The sequence below is a fragment of the Nonomuraea sp. NPDC052265 genome (assembly GCF_044547985.1).
Classification (GTDB): Bacteria; Actinomycetota; Actinomycetes; order Streptosporangiales; family Streptosporangiaceae; genus Nonomuraea.
Genome location: NZ_JBIUBJ010000005.1, coordinates 402932 through 421168 on the forward strand (window position 1 = coordinate 402932; position 18237 = coordinate 421168).

General features: G+C 73.0%; 17 protein-coding genes and 1 tRNA gene. 10 read left to right on the plus strand and 8 right to left on the minus strand.

What is annotated here, in order from left to right; all coding sequences use genetic code 11:
* Positions 1-2: 2 nt before the first annotated feature.
* Complete coding sequence (locus ACIHAD_RS18865; RefSeq protein WP_397355759.1) at positions 3-1382, minus strand: VWA domain-containing protein; 1380 nt, start codon at positions 1380-1382, stop codon at positions 3-5.
* Positions 1375-2214, minus strand: coding sequence for an AAA family ATPase (locus tag ACIHAD_RS18870; RefSeq protein WP_397355760.1), 840 nt, complete (start codon positions 2212-2214; stop codon positions 1375-1377). Before ACIHAD_RS18870 ends, ACIHAD_RS18865 begins: the two co-directional genes overlap by 8 nt.
* A gap of 101 nt (positions 2215-2315) precedes the next feature.
* Between ACIHAD_RS18870 and ACIHAD_RS18875 the strand changes: the two genes are divergently transcribed.
* A tRNA-Lys gene (locus ACIHAD_RS18875) sits at positions 2316-2389 on the plus strand.
* Between the two features lie 54 nt (positions 2390-2443).
* Here the strand turns inward: ACIHAD_RS18875 and ACIHAD_RS18880 are convergent.
* Positions 2444-2986 (minus strand): hypothetical protein, encoded by a 543-nt coding sequence (locus tag ACIHAD_RS18880; RefSeq protein ID WP_397355761.1) that lies wholly within the window; start codon positions 2984-2986, stop codon positions 2444-2446.
* A 255-nt stretch (positions 2987-3241) separates the two neighbouring features.
* Between ACIHAD_RS18880 and ACIHAD_RS18885 the strand changes: the two genes are divergently transcribed.
* From ACIHAD_RS18885 to ACIHAD_RS18905, 5 genes are all read left to right on the plus strand, one after another.
* On the plus strand, positions 3242-3808 hold the full coding sequence (locus tag ACIHAD_RS18885) for a hypothetical protein (RefSeq protein ID WP_397355762.1): 567 nt from the start codon (positions 3242-3244) through the stop codon (positions 3806-3808).
* A gap of 136 nt (positions 3809-3944) precedes the next feature.
* The gene (locus ACIHAD_RS18890; RefSeq protein ID WP_397355763.1) at positions 3945-5654 is read left to right on the plus strand and encodes an ATP-binding protein; all 1710 of its coding nucleotides are present in this window, start codon (positions 3945-3947) and stop codon (positions 5652-5654) included.
* Positions 5655-5664: 10 nt separating this feature from the next.
* Positions 5665-6804, plus strand: a complete 1140-nt coding sequence (locus ACIHAD_RS18895; protein WP_397355764.1) for an exonuclease SbcCD subunit D — start codon at positions 5665-5667, stop codon at positions 6802-6804.
* Positions 6804-9224 (plus strand): AAA family ATPase, encoded by a 2421-nt coding sequence (locus tag ACIHAD_RS18900; protein ID WP_397355765.1) that lies wholly within the window; start codon positions 6804-6806, stop codon positions 9222-9224. Before ACIHAD_RS18895 ends, ACIHAD_RS18900 begins: the two co-directional genes overlap by 1 nt.
* Positions 9221-10186 carry a hypothetical protein gene (locus ACIHAD_RS18905; RefSeq protein ID WP_397355766.1) on the plus strand — a complete coding sequence of 322 codons (966 nt, stop codon included), beginning with the start codon at positions 9221-9223 and terminating at the stop codon, positions 10184-10186. Before ACIHAD_RS18900 ends, ACIHAD_RS18905 begins: the two co-directional genes overlap by 4 nt.
* Before the next feature lie 5 nt (positions 10187-10191).
* Here ACIHAD_RS18905 and ACIHAD_RS18910 read toward each other — a convergent pair whose 3' ends face one another.
* Positions 10192-11382, minus strand: coding sequence for a sensor histidine kinase (locus ACIHAD_RS18910; RefSeq protein WP_397355767.1), 1191 nt, complete (start codon positions 11380-11382; stop codon positions 10192-10194).
* The gene (locus tag ACIHAD_RS18915; protein WP_397355768.1) at positions 11379-12035 is read right to left on the minus strand and encodes a response regulator transcription factor; all 657 of its coding nucleotides are present in this window, start codon (positions 12033-12035) and stop codon (positions 11379-11381) included. Before ACIHAD_RS18915 ends, ACIHAD_RS18910 begins: the two co-directional genes overlap by 4 nt.
* A gap of 132 nt (positions 12036-12167) precedes the next feature.
* On the opposite strand from ACIHAD_RS18915, the gene ACIHAD_RS18920 reads away from it, so the two are divergent.
* The 4 genes from ACIHAD_RS18920 (at position 12168) to ACIHAD_RS18935 (ending at position 15968) form a co-directional block, all read left to right on the plus strand.
* Positions 12168-12683 carry a hypothetical protein gene (locus ACIHAD_RS18920; RefSeq protein ID WP_397355769.1) on the plus strand — a complete coding sequence of 172 codons (516 nt, stop codon included), beginning with the start codon at positions 12168-12170 and terminating at the stop codon, positions 12681-12683.
* Entirely contained in the window at positions 12683-13816 is a 1134-nt protein-coding gene (locus ACIHAD_RS18925) for an efflux RND transporter periplasmic adaptor subunit (protein WP_397355770.1), read from the plus strand. The genes ACIHAD_RS18920 and ACIHAD_RS18925 overlap by 1 nt, the downstream gene beginning before the upstream one ends.
* 101 nt (positions 13817-13917) lie before the next feature.
* Complete coding sequence (locus ACIHAD_RS18930) at positions 13918-14754, plus strand: ABC transporter ATP-binding protein (protein WP_397355771.1); 837 nt, start codon at positions 13918-13920, stop codon at positions 14752-14754.
* On the plus strand, positions 14754-15968 hold the full coding sequence (locus ACIHAD_RS18935; RefSeq protein ID WP_397355772.1) for an ABC transporter permease: 1215 nt from the start codon (positions 14754-14756) through the stop codon (positions 15966-15968). The genes ACIHAD_RS18930 and ACIHAD_RS18935 overlap by 1 nt, the downstream gene beginning before the upstream one ends.
* 30 nt (positions 15969-15998) lie before the next feature.
* On the opposite strand, the gene ACIHAD_RS18940 is transcribed toward ACIHAD_RS18935, so the two are convergent.
* From ACIHAD_RS18940 to ACIHAD_RS18950, 3 genes are all read right to left on the minus strand, one after another.
* Complete coding sequence (locus ACIHAD_RS18940) at positions 15999-16433, minus strand: hypothetical protein (protein WP_397355773.1); 435 nt, start codon at positions 16431-16433, stop codon at positions 15999-16001.
* Between the two features lie 117 nt (positions 16434-16550).
* A complete protein-coding gene (locus ACIHAD_RS18945) occupies positions 16551-17120 on the minus strand; it encodes a DUF421 domain-containing protein (RefSeq protein WP_397355774.1) in 570 nt (189 codons plus the stop codon).
* Positions 17117-18103 carry a rod shape-determining protein gene (locus ACIHAD_RS18950; RefSeq protein ID WP_397355775.1) on the minus strand — a complete coding sequence of 329 codons (987 nt, stop codon included), beginning with the start codon at positions 18101-18103 and terminating at the stop codon, positions 17117-17119. The genes ACIHAD_RS18945 and ACIHAD_RS18950 overlap by 4 nt, the downstream gene beginning before the upstream one ends.
* Positions 18104-18237 lie beyond the last annotated feature (134 nt).

Here is an 18237-nt window from a genome sequence, read left to right on the forward strand (position 1 = left end):
CGTCAGGCCAGGGTCTCGATGAACGCGGTGAGCTGGGCGACGTTGCGGCACTCGTGCATCTCGACCACGGTGCCGTACTCGCTCGCGACCGAGTCGCCGGTGTCCCACTGCGGCCTGGGCTCGGGGTTGAGCCAGTAGGCGTGGCGGGCCCCCGACGTCAGGCGCCTGAGCACGTCGAGGGCCGGCGGCTGGTAGTTGGAGCGGGCGTCGCCGAGGATCAGCAGCGAGGTCCTGGGGCCAATGGCGTCGGCGTGGCGTTCGGCGAAGCCCTCCAGGGCGTGGCCGTAGTTCGTCCGGCCGAAGCGGACCATGTCGGACTCGTTCGCCAGCCTCGTCATGGCCTCCACGACGTCGGCGCCGGGCACGAAGAACCGGGTGATCTCATCCACCCTGTCCACGAACCCGAACGCCCGCACCTTCGTGAACTGCTCCCGCAGCGCGTACGTCAGCAGCAGCGTGAAGTGGGCGAACGACGAGACCGAGTCGCTGGTGTCGCAGAGGATGACCAGCTCGGGCTTGTGCGGCCGGGGCGGTTTGAAGTGCGTGGTCAGCGGCACGCCGCCGCTCTGCAGCGAGGCCCGTACGGTGCGCCGGAAGTCCAGTCGCCCCCTGCGCCCCTTCCTGTGCTTGATCGTCAGCCGCGCGGCCAGCCGCCTGGCCAGCGGATAGACCTCCTTGCGCAGCCTGGCCAGGTCGGCCTTGGTGAAGCGCAGGAAGTCGATCTGGTCGAGCGGCGGGCGCACGGCCGAGCGGGCGATGCGCTCGATCCCCGAGTCCTCGGCGATGCGGCGGCGCACGTCGGTGGCCACGGCCTCCTCGAACCGCCGGACGTTGCCGTTGACGCGCTGCCGCACGGTCTTCTCGGCCAGTCCGCCGCGTTCCTGCCCGGCCAGCACGTTCGCCAGGATGCGGGCCATCAGCGTCTCGGGGGACAGGGCGCGCAGGACACTGTAGGAGAACCAGTTCTGGCGGCCGGGCCCGGTGGTCTGCTGGCGGCCGAACCGCTCGACCATGGCCTGGGCGAACTCCCGCAGTTCGGCGTCCGTGCCGGCGGTGAGCAGGTCGGCCAGGCGGTCGCGCAACTCGTTCACCGGGGCCGTCCGCGGGTCGAGCCGGGCGTCGTCGGGGCGCGGGGCGTACATGCCGGTCGTGGACGACGGGAACCACAGGTCGAACAGCACGTCGAAGCCGGGGCGGTAGGCCGGCTTCTTGACCAGCGTGGCCGCGTACGCGGCCCGCAGCGACTCGCGCTCGCTCAGGTCGATCACCCGCAGCGCGCGGGTCGCGTCGAGGCCCTCGGCGAGCGAGACCGGCAGGCCCGCCCCGCGCAGCGCGTGCACGAACCCGACATGCCGGTCCACCAGCGACATGCGCTCAGGCATCCGGCAGCCCCAGCTCCTTGATCGCCCGCGTCTGGTCGGAGGCGTGCTTGAGCACCACGCCCAGCGTCCCGGCCACCGTCGCCTCGTCCAGCTCCTCCCGGCCGAGGGCCAGCAGCGTGTTGGCCCAGTCGACGGTCTCGGCGACCGAGGGCGCCTTCTTCAGCTCCAGCGCCCGCATGGTCGCGACCGTCCTGGCGAGCTGCTCGGCCAGGTCGGCGCGGATGGTCGGCACCTGGGCGAGCACGATGTCGCGCTCCCGCTCCGGCGTCGGGTACTCGATGTGCAGGTAGAGGCAGCGCCGCTTGAGCGCCTCGGACAGCTCGCGGGTGGCGTTGGAGGTGAGCAGGACGAACGGCCTGCGCGTCGCGGCGATCGTGCCCAGCTCGGGGATGGTGACCTGGAAGTCGGACAGCAGCTCCAGCAGCAGCCCCTCGACCTCGACGTCGGCCTTGTCGGTCTCGTCGATCAGCAGCACGGTCGGGTCGGCCGACCTGATCGCCTTCAGCAGCGGGCGTTCCAGCAGGAACTCCTCGGTGAAGATGTCGTCGTCGGCGCTGGTCGCCTGGATGCGGAGCAGCTGCTTCTTGTAGTTCCACTCGTACAGCGCGCGGGCCTCGTCGAGCCCTTCGTAACACTGGAGGCGGACCAGCTCGGACCCCGTCGCCTGGGCCACGGCCTTGGCGAGCTGCGTCTTGCCCACGCCCGCGGGCCCTTCGACCAGCAGCGGCTTGCCCAGCGCCGCGGCGAGGAACACCGAGGTGGAGATGGCGTCGTCGGAGAGGTAGTCCACGGCGGCGAGCCGCGCCGTCACGTCGGCGGGCGAGTCGAACATCGATGCTCCCTGTCTGCAGGCCGAACTTTATTCTAGCGGTAGGAGCTCATCCGAGGTCGATTCGACCAACATGCGGATCACCGGTATATTCCTCTCTGCAAGCGCCGCTAGCTCAGTTGGTTAGAGCAGCTGACTCTTAATCAGCGGGTCCGGGGTTCGAGTCCCTGGCGGCGCACCTGCGCACACGAAAACCGCCTGGCTCGCCAGGCGGTTTTCGTTTTTTCCAGGGCTATGGGCGCGACGGGCGTCGCAGGCGTGAGCCCGTGAGGGCGGCGGCGAGCACCAGCGAGCCGCCCAGCACCAGCGCGCGCCCGTCGGGGCCCGCCTCGCCCCCGCCGCCGGTGTCCGCGCCGCCCGTCGGCGTCGCGGCGGGCGTCTTCTCCTCCGGGGTCTCGGCCGGAGGCGTGCTTTCGGGGGCCGGGGTGTCCGCAGTGGTCGGAGCGTCCCCGTCCGCGGCGGTGACGGTCAGGGGGTACGACGCCGGCGCCTCCTTGTCCTGGAGTTCGCACTCGACCAGGCGCTTCTGCGGGGTCGGCCCGAAGTTGACGGACGCGGGCCGCACCGTGCCGGTTCCCGGATGCCGGGGCGTGGTCCGCAGGTCGACCGTGGCCGTGGGGAGGGGGATGACCGCTCCCGGGACGATCAGGCCGGGGCTGCCGACGCCCGTGGCCGAGGTCAGCCGGTCGATGCCGCTGACGGCGGCGTAGGCGTACAGCTTGATCTCGCCGGCCAGGCCGGTGGCGGGGGCGCGCCTTTGTGGCGGATGTGGCACAGAGGGGACGGCGGACGGCGGCCCCAGGTTGACGGAGCCGTCCACATCCGGACAACCCGTGCTGTGCGGAGCCGGTTCTGTCGGACCCGGCTGGTATCCATGGCTCCCATCAAGACGATCACGCTGGACGGCGGAGGCCCCGGGCTCTCGTGGAGAACGCGCAACTGAAGGTAATCGGTCTGCAACAATTCGTGCATGGCGATGTTGCGGTCAGTCAATGGCCTGCCTCACCACGGGTGCGGCGAGCTGGGGCGGGTGGCTCACGGCGCGCTGACCGGCCCCTCCGAGGCGGCCGGGTGGCCGAGGCTGTTCCTGGGCTACAACACCCTCCCCGATCCGCCGTTCCCGCTGGTCGGCTACCTGCAGTACGAGCTGGCCGCGCCGCCGGGCGAGCTCGGCCTACCCGCGTTGCTGCGCATGATGGCCGAGTCGATGCGGGCCCAGCCCGTGCCGCCCGAGGGCGCCTTCGACGAGTCGCGGCGGCGGGTGGCGACGGCGATGCGGGTCGACGCGCTGGTGGTCGTCGCCCCCGCGCATGCCCTGGCGCCCGCCGAGAGCGAGGGCGGGTGGAGACCTCCGGCGTACCGGGAGGGGCTGCGCAGGCCCGCCACGGCGCACAGGGAGGGCGCGTGGGAGCCCGCGGCGGCCCTGGCGGTCGATCGCGAGGGTTCACGGGTGCTGCTGGTGGCCGGGCGCAGCGCCGAGGGCGGCCGCATCGGGCCGAGGCGGCCCGCGGAGGAGCCGGACACCACGCTGGCCGGCCTGCTGGGCGAGGTGCTCGACGCCCAGTACGCCTGGACCAAGGCGGCCTTCGCGCTCTGACGCGGCGCGGCGAAGGCGTCGATGAGCCGGACGCATCCCCGGGCCCCGACTACTCTCCTTTGGAAGGGCATGTCTGGTGGTGGAGGGATTCGTGACGGTCAACGGGGCTGCGAGCCGCGAGACGTCTCCTGCTGCGATGGCGTCCGGTGAGGCGGTCGGCCGGGTCCTGGGCACCCAGGCCGCCTCGCCGCTGTCGTTCTGGGTCGGGCTGGAGCCCGGCAAGGTGCTGCAGCTCGACGACGTCGTGGTCACCAGGCGCGAGGTGCCGGGCCACGGCCCGGTGCTGGTCGCGGGCGTGGTGACGACGGTCGAGGCCAGGCACGAGGGCGCCGCCTACGACTCCGACGTGTTCCTCATCGCCGAGGGCGCGCTGCCCGCCGCCGTGATCGAGGTGGCCGAGGTGCGGGTGACCAGGGTCGAGCCCGAGGTGTTCGTGCCGCCGCTGCCGGGCTCCAAGGTCTTCCTGGCCGGGGCCGGCGACCGCGACCAGGCGCTCTACTTCGACGTGATGGACCGCCGGGTCCCCATGGGCACGGGCCGCGACGGCCTGCCGCTCTACGTCAACTTCGACTTCCTCGACGGCACCCGCGGGGCGCACGTGTCGATCTCCGGCGTCTCCGGCGTGGCCACCAAGACGTCCTTCGCCACGTTCCTGCTCTACTCGATCTTCAACTCGGGCGTGCTCGACGCCGAGTCGGCCAACACCAAGGCCCTGATCTTCTCCGTCAAGGGCGAGGACCTGCTCTTCCTCGACCACGACAACGTCCGGCTCGACGACGGGGCGCGGGCCGCGTACGCCCGGCTCGGGCTGCCCGCCCAGCCGTTCGGCAGCGTGCACGTGTTCGCGCCGCCGCGGCCCGGCGACCCCAACGGCGTGCCGCACGTGTCCGCCCGCACCCAGGGCGTCAGCTCGTTCTACTGGACGCTGGTCGAGCTGTGCGAGGAGGAGCTGCTGCGGTTCGTCTTCGCCGACTCCGACGACGAGCGCGCCGGGTACTCCCTGCTGGTGGGCCAGGTGGCGGCCCGGCTGAAGTCGTGGGCCGAGCCGGTGGGCGACGGCGGCGCGGTCATGATCAGGGGCACCGCCTGCCGCACCTTCGGCGACCTGGTCGAGCTCCTGTCCGACCAGTTGCAGGACGAGGCCACCCGCATCGAGTGGACCGGCGCCCAGACCCCGCTCGGCACGGTCAACGCCTTCCTGCGCAGGCTGCGCAGCGCGGTCAAGCCGCTGTCCCCGATCGTCCGCGGCGACCTGCCGTTCTTCCGGGCCCACTCGGTCCGCACGTCCGACGCCCAGGTGACCATCGTCGACCTGCACAACCTGCCCGAACGGGCCCAGCGGTTCGTGGTGGGCGTCGTGCTGCGCGGCGAGTTCCACCGCAAGGAGACCTCGGGCACGGCCAGGCCGCTGCTGTTCGTGGTGCTCGACGAGCTGAACAAGTACGCGCCGCGCGAGGGCGACTCGCCGATCAAGGAGATCCTGCTCGACGTGGCCGAGCGCGGCCGTTCGCTCGGCGTGATCCTCATCGGCGCCCAGCAGACCGCCTCCGAGGTGGAGCGCCGCATCGTCTCCAACAGCGCCGTACGCGTCGCGGGCCGCCTCGATCCGGCCGAGGCCGCCCGCTCCGAGTACGGCTGGCTGCCCTCGGCCGTCAGGGAACGCGCCACGATCGCCAAACCGGGCACCATGTTCGTCGCCCAGCCGGAGATCCCGGTGCCGCTGGCCGTCGCCTTCCCGTTCCCCGCCTGGGCGACCCGTCCTTCCGAGGCGGCGTCCCGGGTGAGCCCGTCGGCCGACCCGTTCCAGGGGTTGCCGGGCGTCGAAGACGACATTCCGCCGTTCTGAAGGGAGCTCGGTGAAATTCCTGCACACCGCGGACTGGCACGTGGGCAAGGTGCTCAAGGGCCGCTCCCGCATGGACGAGCACCGCGCCGTGCTGCGCGAGCTGGTCGCGGCGGCTCGTACCCACGACGTGGACGCGGTCGTGGTGGCCGGCGACCTGTTCGACACCTCCGCGCCGACGCCCGAGGCCCAGTCGCTGGTGCTCAACGCGCTCATGGCGCTGCGTGGCGACGGCCGTGACGTGGTGGTGCTGGCCGGCAACCACGACAACCCGCAGCTCTTCGAGGTCTACCGGCCGGTGCTGGGCAAGCTCGGCATGCACGTGGTGGGCGTCTTCCGCCGTCCCGACGCGGGCGGCACGCTGGCCTTCACGGCGCGCTCGGGGGAGCCGGTGCGGCTGGGTGTGCTGCCGTTCCTGTCCCACCGCTACGTCGTACGCGCCGCGGAGGTCCTCACCGGCACCACCGCCGACCACAACCGCGACTACGCCACCCGCATCTCCGAGCTGGTCGGCGCGCTGACCGCGGGCTTCCAGAGCGACACCGTCAACCTGATCACCACCCACGGCACCCTGCCGGGCGGCGCGTTCGGCGGCGGCGAGCGCGAGGCCCAGTCGATCTTCTCCTACTACTTCGAGCCCAACGCCTTCCCGGTCTCCACCCAGTACGCCGCGCTCGGCCACCTCCACCGCAGGCAGCAGATCCCCGGGCCGTGCCCGATCTGGTACAGCGGCTCGCCGCTGGCCGTCGACTTCGGCGAGGAGGGCAACACGCCCGGCGCGCTGCTGGTGGAGGTCACGCCGGGGCGGCCCGCCGTGGTGCGCGAGCTGACGTTCGCCTCGGCGCGCAGGCTGCGTACGGTGCGCGGCACGCTGGAGCAGCTCGAGGGCCTGGAGGCGGGCGACGACTGGCTCAAGGTGATCGTGGAGGAGAAACCCCGCGTCGGCCTGTCCGACCAGGTGCGCGACCTGCTGCCCGGCTCGGTCGACGTCGTCCTGGACGAACGGTTCCGCCCGGTGCCCGCGGTGCGGCGGGCGGGGTCGGCCGCGCGCAGCCCGCGCGAGCTGTTCCGCGAGTACCTGACCGCGACCGGCCGCCACGACGACCAGGTCGCCGCCCTGTTCGACCGGCTCTACGACGAGGTGACCGGCTGATGCGTCCCCTGCTGCTGCACCTCGACCACTTCGGCAGCTTCCGCGAGCCGGCCGTCGTCGACTTCTCCGACACCGAGTACTTCGCCCTGGTCGGCCCGACCGGCGCGGGCAAGAGCACGATCATCGACGCCATCTGCTTCGCCCTGTACGGCACCGTCCCGCGCTGGGGCAAGGAGAACGTCATCGCGCACGCCCTGGCGCCGTCGGCCAGCGCGGGCAAGGTGGCGCTGGTGTTCGAGAGCGACCGGCGGCGCTACGGCGTGGTGCGCTCGCTGGTCCGCGACGCCAAGGGCACCGTGCGTACCAAAGAGGCCAGGATCGACGAGCTGGACCCGGCGGCCCCGCTCGACGAGGCGTACGAGATGGTGCTGAAGCCGCTCGCCGAGGGCGAGAACGTCACGCCCGAGGTGCAGCGGGTGACCGGCCTGGAGTACAAGTTCTTCACCCAGTGCGTGGTGCTGCCGCAGGGGCGGTTCGCCGAGTTCCTGCACGCCGCGCCGCGCGAGCGCCAGGACCTGCTGGTGCAGCTCCTCGACGCCGACGTCTACGAGCTGATCAGGCAGCGGGCCGCCCGCGACGAGGAGGCCGCGCGCAACGCCGCCGCCTTCGCCCGCGACCAGCTCGCCAAGCTGGCCGGCGCGTCCGACGAGGCCGAACGGGAGCTGGCCGACCGGCTGGCCGCGCTGCGGCGGCTGGCCGGCACCATCGACACCGACCTCGACCTGCTGCGCTCCCGCGAGGGCGACATCGGGCGGGCCGAGCAGGAACGCGCGTCGGTGGCCGAGCGGCAGTCGGCGCTGGCCGCGCTGCGCATACCGCCCGCGGTGCCGACGCTGGCCTCGGCCCGCCGCGAGGCCGCCGACACGGTCGCCGCGCTGGAGGCCGAGGCGGCGGCCACGGAGGCCGACGAGCACGAGGCGTTCGAGGCGCTGGCCGCGCTCGGCGACCGCGCCGAACCGGTGGCGGCGCTGGCCGCGCTCGACGCCCGCGAACGCCTCACCGCCCGGGCCGCCGACGCCCGGAAGGCGGCGGCCGAGGCCGCCGTCGCGCTGGACCGCCTCACGCCCGCGGTCGCCGACGCCGAACGCGCGCTGACCGACGCCGAACACGAGCGCGAGCGGCTGCGCGACGCCCACACCGCGGCCGGTCTGACCCACCGGCTGGCCGTGGGGCAGCCGTGCCCGGTGTGCCTGCGCCCGCTCGCCGAGCTGCCCCGCCACGAGACGCCCGCCGATCTCGGCGCCGCCGACCGCGCCCTGGCCGCCGCCCGCGACCACGCCGGCCGTGGCCGGGCGGCCCTGGCCAAGGCCGAGACGTCGGCGTCGATGCTGGCCGCGCAGTCGAGCAGGATCGACGCCGAGCTGGCCACGCTGCCCGCCCCCGGCGACCGCAACGAGATCGAAGGCCGCCTGGCCACCATCGCCAAGGCCGAGGCCCTGGCCACCGAGGCCCGTACGGCCGCGCGCAACGCGCGTAAGAAGCTCGAACGCGCCCGTACCGCCGCCGAGCAGGTCGAACGGCAGGCCGAGAGCGCCTGGCAGACCCTCGGCGCCACCCGCGACCGGCTGCTCGTGCTCGCGCCCTCCGGCGACGCGCCGCCGGCGCTCACCCGCGACGACCTCCACCACGCCTGGACCGAGCTGCTCGGCTGGCGCGACCGGGCCGCCGAGTCCGCCCGCGCCGCCCTGGCCGAGCGCGAGCGGGAGCTCGCCCAGGCCACCGCCAGGCTCGCCGCCGAGCGCCACAAGCTGACCGAACGCCTGGCCGAGCACGGCGTCACCGTCCCGCGCAACGCCACCCCCGACCAGCTCGGCGCGGCCGTCGCCGGCGCGGTCGCGCGGGCCGACGGCGCCCTGGAACGGGTCCGCGAGGAACGCAGGCGGGCCGCCGAGCTGGAGACCGCCGTCGCGGAGAAGGAGCACGAGGCCAAGGTCGCCCACGAGCTGGCGCTGCGCCTGCGGGCCAACGCCTTCGAGCGGTGGTTGTGCGCCGAGGCCCTGGCCGTGCTGGTCGCCACGGCGTCCGAGACGCTGATGGAGCTGTCCGACGGCCAGTACGAGCTGGCGCTCGGCGAACGCACCGGCGACATCGAGGTCATCGACCACGGGGAGGCGGGCCTGCGGCGCAGCGCCCGCACGCTGTCCGGCGGCGAGACCTTCCAGGCCGCGCTGTCCCTGGCCCTGGCGCTGTCGGGGGCCGTCGCCAGAGGGCTCGACTCGATCTTCCTGGACGAGGGCTTCGGCACGCTCGACCCCGCCACCCTCGACACCGTCGCCACCACCCTCGAACGCCTGGCCGCCGGGCAGGAACGCATGATCGGCGTCGTCACCCACGTCCCGGCGCTGGCCGACCGGGTGCCCGCGCGTTTCGAGGTGCTGCGCGACGCCAAGGGCTCGCACGTGCGGAAGGTGGGGCAGTGACGTCGGCGACCCCCGGGGCCTCGGGCTTCACCGTCGATCCCTGGGACCCCGGCTACGCCGCCGCGATCGCCGTCGAGGCCCTGTCCGAGCTGGGCGCCACCAGCGCCGAGCTGGTCCTCGACATCGAGCGGCCGGTCGCCGACTGGAAGCCGGTCACGCCGGGCCCCGGCGCCGCGGCCCCCGAGACGCTGCTGGTCGCCGACGGTGTGCGCCGGATCGACGCCCGCGTGTGGGTGCACGACCCCGACCTGCCGATGCCCGTCCCCGGGATCGCCGCCTCCTACGCCGCCGGGATCGTCCGCTGCGGGCGCGCGGGGGCCGAGCTGGCCGCGATCGAGGTCGACAGGTCGCTGATCTCGGCCTCGCCGTACGCGCCCGAGGTCAAGACCGCGCACGCCTCCTACCGGCCGAACAAGGCGGCCGACTCCAGCTTCGAGGAGTTGTCGCTCGCCCTGCAACGCCAGGTCACCCAGCTGGAGGTGGACCTGGCGGTCCGCCACCGGTCGCTGGGCGACGAGCTGCTGCTGGTCGACGGGCCGCTGCGGGGGCGTACCCATCTGCCGCGGACGGTCGGCTACATCAAGACGCACCACGCGGCCTACCTGCCGCAGCCGCAGTCGGCCGTGGTCGCCGCGCTCACGCCGGGGCAGCGTACGCCGGTGTTCCTCATGGGCACGAGCTGGCGCAGGCACGCCTGGTACCTGCGGCTCCCGGTCCAGTCGTCGGCGCCGTGGGCGGGGATCGCCCGCTGCGAGGCCAGCGCCGACCTCGACCCGGCGCAGGTCGTGGAGCTGGCCGACGCGGTCACGCTGGCGCTGCCGGCGCTGGCCGGGGTCGACTACAAAGACCCGCGCGCCCCCCAGAACCTGGTCCCGATCGGCGGCCTGGAGAAGCTCCTCCGCCACCACCTGGGCGACCCCCGCCTGCTCTACCGCTCACTCCGCACGGCCGCCCACCAGTAGCCGGGTCAGCCGGCGGGGAGGGTGGCGGTGACGATCAGGCCGCCGCCCTCGCGGGGGCGGGCCGTCACGTCCCCTCCGTGCGCGACGGCCACCGAGCGGACGATCGACAGCCCGAGCCCCGCGCTCATCCCCGTGACCACCCGCTCGGCGCCGTGCCGGTGGAACGGCTTGAACAGCAGCGGCACGTCGTACGGCGGCACGCTCGGCCCGGTGTTGCTCACCTCCACCTCGACCAGCCCGCCGGGCACCGTACGGCTCACCACCCGGACCCAGCCGCCGCCGTCTCCGAGGTTGTGCCGGACGCCGTTCTCGACCAGGTTGTGCACCAGCCGTTCGAGCAGCAGCGCGTCGCCCAGGGTCGGCGCGGGCCCGGCCTCCTCCTTGACGACGACCTTGGCCTCCTCGGCGTCGCGGGCGGTCTGGGCGACGACGTGCGCGACGACGTCGGCGAGGTCCACCGGGGAGCGGTCGGCGATCTCCCGCTCGGAGCGGGCCAGCAGCAGCAGCCCCGAGATGAGCCGTTCGTGGCGGGCGTTGATCTGCAACAGGTTCTCGCCCAGCTCCTTGACGTCGTCGGAGGCGGTACGCCGGTGCATCGCCAGCTCCACCAGCGCCCGGTTGAGCGTCAGGGGCGTGCGCAGCTCGTGCGAGGCGTTCGCGACGAACCTGCGCTGGCCGTCGAAGGAGTGGTCGAGCCGTTCCACCATCGTGTCGAACGTGTCGGCCAGCGTCTTGACCTCGTCCGGGGGGCCGCTGAGCGCGATGCGCTCGTGCAGGCCGCGTTCGGCCATGGGGGCGGCGGCGATCCGGCGCGCGGTGGCGGTGACCAGGTGCAGCGGGGCCAGGACGCGTCCGGCCACCACCCAGCCGAGCCCGACGGCGGTCCCGCACACGACGATGAGCGCGATCGCGCCCTGGGTCAGCAGCGAGGCCACGGCGGCCTCGCGCAGGCGCAGCTCCTGCTGGCGCAGCCAGTCGACGGCGGCGGGGCCGGACAGCTCGACGCCGTCCTGCTTGAGGAAGATCATGTTCTTGCGGAGGGCGTTGTTGACCGGGAAGCGGCTCTCGAACGACTCCGTGAGCTGCTGGTTGAACAGCAGGTACGTGACGCCCAGCAGAGCCAGCCCCGCCACCAGGAAGAGGGCGCCGTACACGAGGGTGAGGCGTAGCCTGAGGGTGGGGTGCGGCGGTCTCATGCGATCCGGTACCCCACGCCCGGCACCGTCTCCACCACCGGCGGGTCGGCCAGCTTGCGGCGCAGCTTGAGTATCGTCAGCCGCACCGCGCCGGTGAACGGGTCGGCGTGCTCGTCCCACGCCTTCTCCAGCAGGTGCTCGGCCGAGACGACCGTGCCCTGCGCCCGCATCAGCTCGGCCAGGACGGCGAACTCCTTCTTCGACAGCGGGACGAACCGCCCGTTCCTGAACACCTCCCTGCGCGCCGGGTCCAGCGTGATCCCGGCCCGGCGCAACACCGGGGGAGTGGCGGGCCGCGAGCGCCGTCCCAGCGCCAGGACGCGGGCCGCCAGCTCGGGGAAGGCGAACGGCTTGGGCAGGTAGTCGTCGGCGCCCATGGACAGCCCGCTCACCCGGTCGTCGAGCTGGGCGGCGGCCGTGAGCATCAGCACCCGCGCGTCGGACTCGGAGGCGACCAGCTCCCTGCACACGTCGTCGCCGTGCACGCGCGGCAGGTCGCGGTCCAGGACGACCACGTCGTAGTCGTTGACCGCGATCCGCTCCAGCGCCGCCTCGCCGTCGTGCGCGAGGTCGACCGCATGGGTCTCGTCGCGTAACCACCCGGCGATCGCGCCGGCGAGCATGCGCTCGTCCTCCACCACCAGCACCCGCATTCCGTACCTCCGGCTCGATTCTGGCGCGGGTGGCATTTGATCGGGATAAGTCGGGATGGAAACGCTGGAGAAACACGGTCGCGTATTGCATCTCCCCTCGTAGGCCACCGGCTTCGACGGAGGAGACCATTCATGCGAGGACGAACGCTCATGGCGCTGGCCGCGGCCGCGCTGTTCCTGACGGCGTGCGGGGCCAAGGAGGGCGGATCGGACGTGGCGTCGGTGACCGGCACCGGCGCCCGGCCGTCGGCCGGCGCCTCGGCCACCACGGACCGCAACGAGCAGGCCGTCAAGTACACCACCTGCCTGCGCGAACAGGGCCTGGACATCCCCGACCCCGGCCCGGACGGCCGGATGGAGATGAAGTTCGACAAGAACTCCGGCGGCCCGGAGAAGGTCCAGAAGGCCATGGACGCCTGCAAGCAGTTCCAGCCGCAGGGCATGACCTCGGGCAAGGGCGGCGACCCCAAGCAGGCCGAGAACATGCGCAAGCAGGCGCAGTGCATGCGTGACAACGGCGTGGAGGCGTTCCCCGACCCCGAGGGCGGCATGGTGCGCATCACGCCCGAGGTCGGCGACGACCCCGACTTCAAGGCGGCGCAGGAGAAGTGCCGGATGAACATCGGCGGGGGACAGGGAGGCTCCTGATGGGGACGGCCACCATCGACGGAAAGGCCGAGCCGGACACCCCGTCCCCGCACGCCCGCCGCCGCCGCGGCGGCGGGCGGACGATCGCCACCCTCATCGGGGTGGTCGCCGTCGCGGGGGCGGGGGTCCTGACGGTCAACCCCGGCGGCCTGCTGAACGGCGGCGCCGCCCCGGCCACCTCGGCCGCCGCGCTGCCCCCGGCCACCGCCCCGGTCACCCGGCAGACGCTGAACGACACCAGGGACGCCGACGGCGAACTCGGCTACGGCCCGGTCACCACGGCCATGGCCAGGAAACCGGGCACGGTCACCTGGCTCCCGGACAGCGGCGACCAGATCACCCGCGGCCGGTCCCTGTACCGCCTGGACAACAAGCCGGTCATGCTCCTGTACGGCACCACCCCCGCCTACCGCGACCTGCGGATCGGGGCCGAGGGCAAGGACGTCGAGAACCTGGAACGCAACCTGCGCAAGCTCGGCTACGACGGCTTCACCGTGGACGACGAGTACACCTACGACACCGCCCAGGCGGTGAAGGAGTGGCAGGAGGACCGCGGCCTCGACGAGACCGGCGTGGTGGAGCTGGGACGGGTCGTCTTCGCCCCCGGCAAGGTCCGGGTGGAGAGCCTGGAGGCCGAGAAGGGCCAGCCCGCGGGCCCGGGGCAGAAGATCCTCACTTACACGGGCACGAAGAAGGTCGTCACGGCCAAGCTGGCGGCCGAGGACCAGCGGATGGCCAGGAAGGGCACCAAGGTCGCGGTCACGATGCCCGACGGCAAGGACGTGACCGGCCGGATCACCGAGGTGGCCACGATCATCGAGCCGGGGGAGGGGCAGAACGCCGATCCGGAGACCCGCCTGGAGGTGCTGATCTCGCTGGGGAACGCCAGGGCCGCCAAGGGGCTCGACAAGGCCGCGGTGAAGGTGACGTTCACCGCCGACCGGCGGAAGGGCGTGCTCACCGTCCCGGTGTCGGCGCTGGTGGCGTTGCGGGAGGGCGGGTTCGGGGTGGAGGTGGTCGAAGGTGGCAGGTCCCGATATGTCGCCGTGAAGACGGGGTTGTTCGCGGGGGGTCGTGTCGAGATCTCCGGCGACGGCCTCACCGACGGCATGACGGTAGGAATCCCGAAATGACCCCCACCACGCCCCCCTCCGGCCCTCCCACCCCACCCAACGGAACCCCCACCCCGTCTCCCGCGGGGACGCCCGCTCCGGTCCCCGCGGGGACGCCTGCCATGATCGTGCTGGCCGACGTCTCCAGGACCTACCCCGGCGGGGTGGCGGCGCTGGACTCGGTGTCGCTGGAGATCCGGCGCGGCGAGCGGGTCGCCATCGTCGGCCCGTCGGGCTCGGGCAAGTCCACGATGCTCAACATCGTCGGCACCCTCGACCGCCCGTCGGCGGGCCGCATCGAGATCGACGGCTACGACGTCGCCAAGCTGTCGGACAACCAGCTCTCGGCCCTGCGCGCCACCACGATCGGCTTCGTCTTCCAGCACTTCCACCTGGCCGCCAAGGTGACCGCCCTGGACAACGTGGCCGACGGCCTGATCTACACCGGCCTGCCCCTGGCCGAACGCCGCCGGAGGGCCGGGACGGCGTTGCGCCGCGTCGGCCTCGGGCACCGCATCGACCACGAGCCGCACGAGCTGTCCGGCGGCGAGCGGCAGCGCGTGGCCATCGCCAGGGCGGTGGCCGGCGACCCGCCGCTGCTGCTGGCCGACGAGCCCACCGGCGCGCTGGACTCGGTCTCGGGCACCGGCGTGATGGACCTGCTGCACGAGCTGAACGGGAGCGGCACCACCATCGTGATCATCACGCACGACCGGGAGATCGCCGCCGGCCTGCCCCGCCAGGTGAGCATGCGGGACGGCCGCATCGTCTCCGATTCCGGCCCTCGCACGGCCTCGCATCCCCACCTCGGCTCCGGCTCAGGCCCGGGTCCGGGTCCCCGCTCCGGCTCCGGCTCCGACTCCGGCTCCGACTCCGGTTCGGGCTCCGGCTTCGGTGGGGAGCGGTCGGGGGCGTGTGAAGAGCGTGTGCGGGAATCCGTCGAAACCGAGGTGGCGTGATGGCCACGCTGGAGCGTCCCCGGCTCTCGCCGGCCAGGATGCGCCCGCGCGACGTGATGCGCGTGGGCGCGGTCGGCCTGCGTACCCGCCCGTTGCGGGCGTTCCTGTCGGCGCTGGGCATCGCGATCGGCATCGCCGCGATGATCGGCGTGGTGGGGATCTCGTCCTCCTCCAGCGCCGAGCTGGACCGTACGCTGTCCGCGCTGGGGACGAACCTGCTCACCGTCTCCTCCGGCACCACGCTGCTGGGCGAGGCGGCCCAGATGCCCCTGGACGCCGAGGCGATGATCGCGCGCATCGGCCCGGTGGAGACGGTCTCGTCCACGGGCAAGGTGCCCGAGGCCAAGGTCTACCGGAACGAGGAGATCCCCGTGCCGCAGACCAACGGCCTGGCCACGGTCGCCGCCCGCCTCGACCTGCTGCCGACCGTGGGCGCGACGGTCCGCAGCGGCGCCTGGCTCAACGCGGCCACCGAGCGCTACCCGGCCGTCGTGCTCGGCTCGGTCGCCGCCCAGCGGCTCGGCATCGGCGCGGTCACCCCCGACACGCAGGTGGTGATCGGCGGCATCCGGTTCACGGTGGTCGGCGTGCTCGACCCGGTGCCCCTGGCCGAGGAGCTGAACAGCGCGGCCCTGGTCGGCTGGCCGGTCGCGGAGTCCAGGCTGGACTTCGACGGGCATCCGACCACGCTCTACACCCGCTCGCAGGAGGCGAGGCTGGAGTCCGTACGGTCGGTGCTGGCCGGCACGGCCAACCCCGAGGCGCCCAACGAGGTGGACGTCTCCCGCCCGTCCGACGCGCTGGCCGCCAAGCAGGCGACCAGCCAGGCCTTCGCCGGGCTGCTGCTCGGTGTCGGCGCGGTGGCCCTGCTCGTGGGCGGCGTGGGCGTGGCCAACACGATGGTCATCTCGGTGCTGGAACGTCGTGCCGAGATCGGCCTGCGCCGTTCGCTGGGCGCGACGCGCGGCCAGATCCGCACCCAGTTCCTCGCCGAGTCGCTGCTGTTGTCCGCGATGGGCGGCGCGGGCGGGATCCTGCTGGGGACCGGCGTCACCGTCGCCTACGCCTTCTCCCGCGACTGGCCCGCCGTGGTGCCCGCCTGGGCGACCGTCGGGGGCCTGGCGGCCACGCTGCTCATCGGCGCGGTGGCGGGGCTCTACCCGGCCGTGCGCGCCTCGCGGCTGTCGCCGACGGAGGCGCTGTCGGCGCCCTGAGGCGTCAGGAGCGGGCGTCGGGGCCGGGTGTCAGGAGCGGGGGTCCTCGCGCGGGGCGTAGCAGGTCGTCCTGCCGACGATCCTGACGTTCGGCCCGTCCAGGACGGTCAGCTCGAACGTCAGGTTCGTCCGGGGGTTGCGCACGACGGAGACCTCGGGGCTCTCGTCACGCAGGTCGAGGTCCTCCACGATCTGGTCGTAGCCCATGTCCTGGAGGGTGTGTAGCAGCCCGTCGGGGGCGTCGGCGGCCTCGCCCTCGGCCCGGACGAGCCGGCGCACCTGGCCGGGCACGCACGAGCGGTCTTCGGTCTCGTCGGAGCGTTGGGCCGGTGAGACGCGCAGCGGGGCGCTGGTGAGCAGGGTGTCGGTGTCGGCGGCGAGTTGCCTGGCCGCCTCCTCGAAGGAGGACTGGCGGCTGGAGGTACAGGCTGCCGCGACCGCGACGCAGATAAGCACCGCGGACATCACGACCGAGCGACCAGCCAGGCGCACATTGGCACAATATCGGAGATCAATTCCGGGCGCAGCGCGATTAACGCGACATTAATGAGCGATATCAAATGGCCGGTCGGCCGCGCATTCTCATGAGGGTCCGCTTTTCAGGTCGTCCAGCTTGCGTTCGATGCGGTCGAGGCGCCGGCACAGCTCGTCCAGGTCGCCGCGTTCGACGTCCATCTCCTCGGGGCGCAGGCGGACCAGGAGCGAGCCGCCGGGCTCCAGGCGTACCAGGTCGGTGTCGGTGACGCTCTCGGCCCCTCTGAGCTGGAGCATCACGTTGAGGTCGGCCTGCCGTACGCCCATCCGGCGCAGCGCGGAGGGGATGTAGTGCCCGTCGCGGGCCAGGACGACCGGGGCGCCCTCGAACACCCTGCCGACCGAGGGCACGGTCGCCGCCCACCGCACCACGACCGCGTTGACGGCCACCAGGATCACCACGCCGACCAGGCCGCCGACCAGCGAGTTGTCCGGGCCGATGATCGCGTTCTGCACGACGTTGCTCATCAGCAGCATGACCACGAAGTCGAAGTTGTTGAGCTGCGCGATGCCGCGTTTGCCGGCGATGCGGAGCAGGACGGCGATCGTCACGTAGACCGCGATCGTCCTGACGGTCTTGTCGGCGAGCGAGACCCCCAGGTCGAACAGGTCGTTCACCGGCGCCTCAGCTTGGCGATCAACCCCAGGTCCTCCACGCAGCGGCCGAGGCCCAGGGCCACCGAGTCGCCGGGCCGCTCCGCGCGCCGCACCGGCATGGACAGGCCGTCCTGCAGCCGCCGGCGCAGACCGGGCAGCAGCGCGCCGCCGCCGACCAGCACCATGCCCCGCTCGCCCAGGTCGGCGGTCAGTTCGGGAGGGCAGCGTTCCATGGTGTACTCGGCGGCCCGCACGATCTGCTCGACCGACTGGACGGCGGCCTCGCGGACCAGGGCGGCGGGCAACGCGACCGCGCGCTCCTCGCCGGTGCCGGAGTCCCTGCCGCGGATCAGCACGTTCCCGGTCGGCTCCCGCGTCGCGCGCAGTTTGGCCGACTCGGCCTCGCGTTCGCCGGCCAGCAGGCCGTGCTCGTCCTCGACCAGGCGGGCGACGGCGCGGGTCACGGCGTGCCCGCCGCCGCGCACGGCTCCGGCGGCGACCACGGCCCCGCAGGACAGCACGGCGACCCTGGCGGCGTCGCGGCCGATGTCGACGACCATGTGCCCGGCGCCGTCGCGCACCTGGAGGCCCGCGCCGAGCGCCGCGGCGATCGCGTGCCTGACCAGCAGGATCCCGCGGGCCTCGGCCTCGAACCCGGCGTCGCGCAGCGCCACCCGCTCGATCGGCGTGAACTCGTCGGGCACGGCCATGACCAGCCGCGGCCGGGGGAGGGGGTGCCGGTGCACCTTGCGCAGGAAGTGCCTGATCATGCGCCGGGCGAGCTCGCCGTCCTGGGGCAGGCCGTCGCTGATCGGCCAGTACGTCTCGCCGTCCGCGTCGTCGACGCACTCCGCGGCTTCGGCGCCGTAGCCGACGACCTTCCCCGTCTCCCTGTCGCGCCGGACGGCCGAGGGCTCGTCCAGCACGATGCCCTTGCCCTTGGCGTAGATCCTCGTGCCGGTCGCACCGAGGTCGATCGCCAGGTCACGACCCAGGAGGCTCATCGCCGTACTGGGAGGTTGAGCATCATGCCTGGGTCTATATCCGGCGCTTCTCCAACGCAACACCAGGAAGCGAAGAGTTCCGTTTTACCCTTCGGGTTCACCCTCGCCGCGCAGGGCGGCGAGGGTCTCGTCGG

Excerpts from the sequence above, each read along its gene's own strand:
- ACIHAD_RS18865 (WP_397355759.1), bottom strand. The coding sequence starts at position 1,382 with ATGCCTGAGCGCATGTCGCTGGTGGACCGGCATGTCGGGTTCGTGCAC.
- ACIHAD_RS18870 (WP_397355760.1), bottom strand. The coding sequence starts at position 2,214 with ATGTTCGACTCGCCCGCCGACGTGACGGCGCGGCTCGCCGCCGTGGAC.
- ACIHAD_RS18890 (WP_397355763.1), top strand. The coding sequence starts at position 3,945 with ATGGCGTCCGGTGAGGCGGTCGGCCGGGTCCTGGGCACCCAGGCCGCC.
- ACIHAD_RS18900 (WP_397355765.1), top strand. The coding sequence starts at position 6,804 with ATGCGTCCCCTGCTGCTGCACCTCGACCACTTCGGCAGCTTCCGCGAG.
- ACIHAD_RS18910 (WP_397355767.1), bottom strand. The coding sequence starts at position 11,382 with ATGAGACCGCCGCACCCCACCCTCAGGCTACGCCTCACCCTCGTGTAC.
- ACIHAD_RS18915 (WP_397355768.1), bottom strand. The coding sequence starts at position 12,035 with ATGCGGGTGCTGGTGGTGGAGGACGAGCGCATGCTCGCCGGCGCGATC.
- ACIHAD_RS18920 (WP_397355769.1), top strand. The coding sequence starts at position 12,168 with ATGCGAGGACGAACGCTCATGGCGCTGGCCGCGGCCGCGCTGTTCCTG.
- ACIHAD_RS18925 (WP_397355770.1), top strand. The coding sequence starts at position 12,683 with ATGGGGACGGCCACCATCGACGGAAAGGCCGAGCCGGACACCCCGTCC.
- ACIHAD_RS18930 (WP_397355771.1), top strand. The coding sequence starts at position 13,918 with ATGATCGTGCTGGCCGACGTCTCCAGGACCTACCCCGGCGGGGTGGCG.
- ACIHAD_RS18935 (WP_397355772.1), top strand. The coding sequence starts at position 14,754 with ATGGCCACGCTGGAGCGTCCCCGGCTCTCGCCGGCCAGGATGCGCCCG.
- ACIHAD_RS18940 (WP_397355773.1), bottom strand. The coding sequence starts at position 16,433 with ATGTCCGCGGTGCTTATCTGCGTCGCGGTCGCGGCAGCCTGTACCTCC.
- ACIHAD_RS18950 (WP_397355775.1), bottom strand. The coding sequence starts at position 18,103 with ATGAGCCTCCTGGGTCGTGACCTGGCGATCGACCTCGGTGCGACCGGC.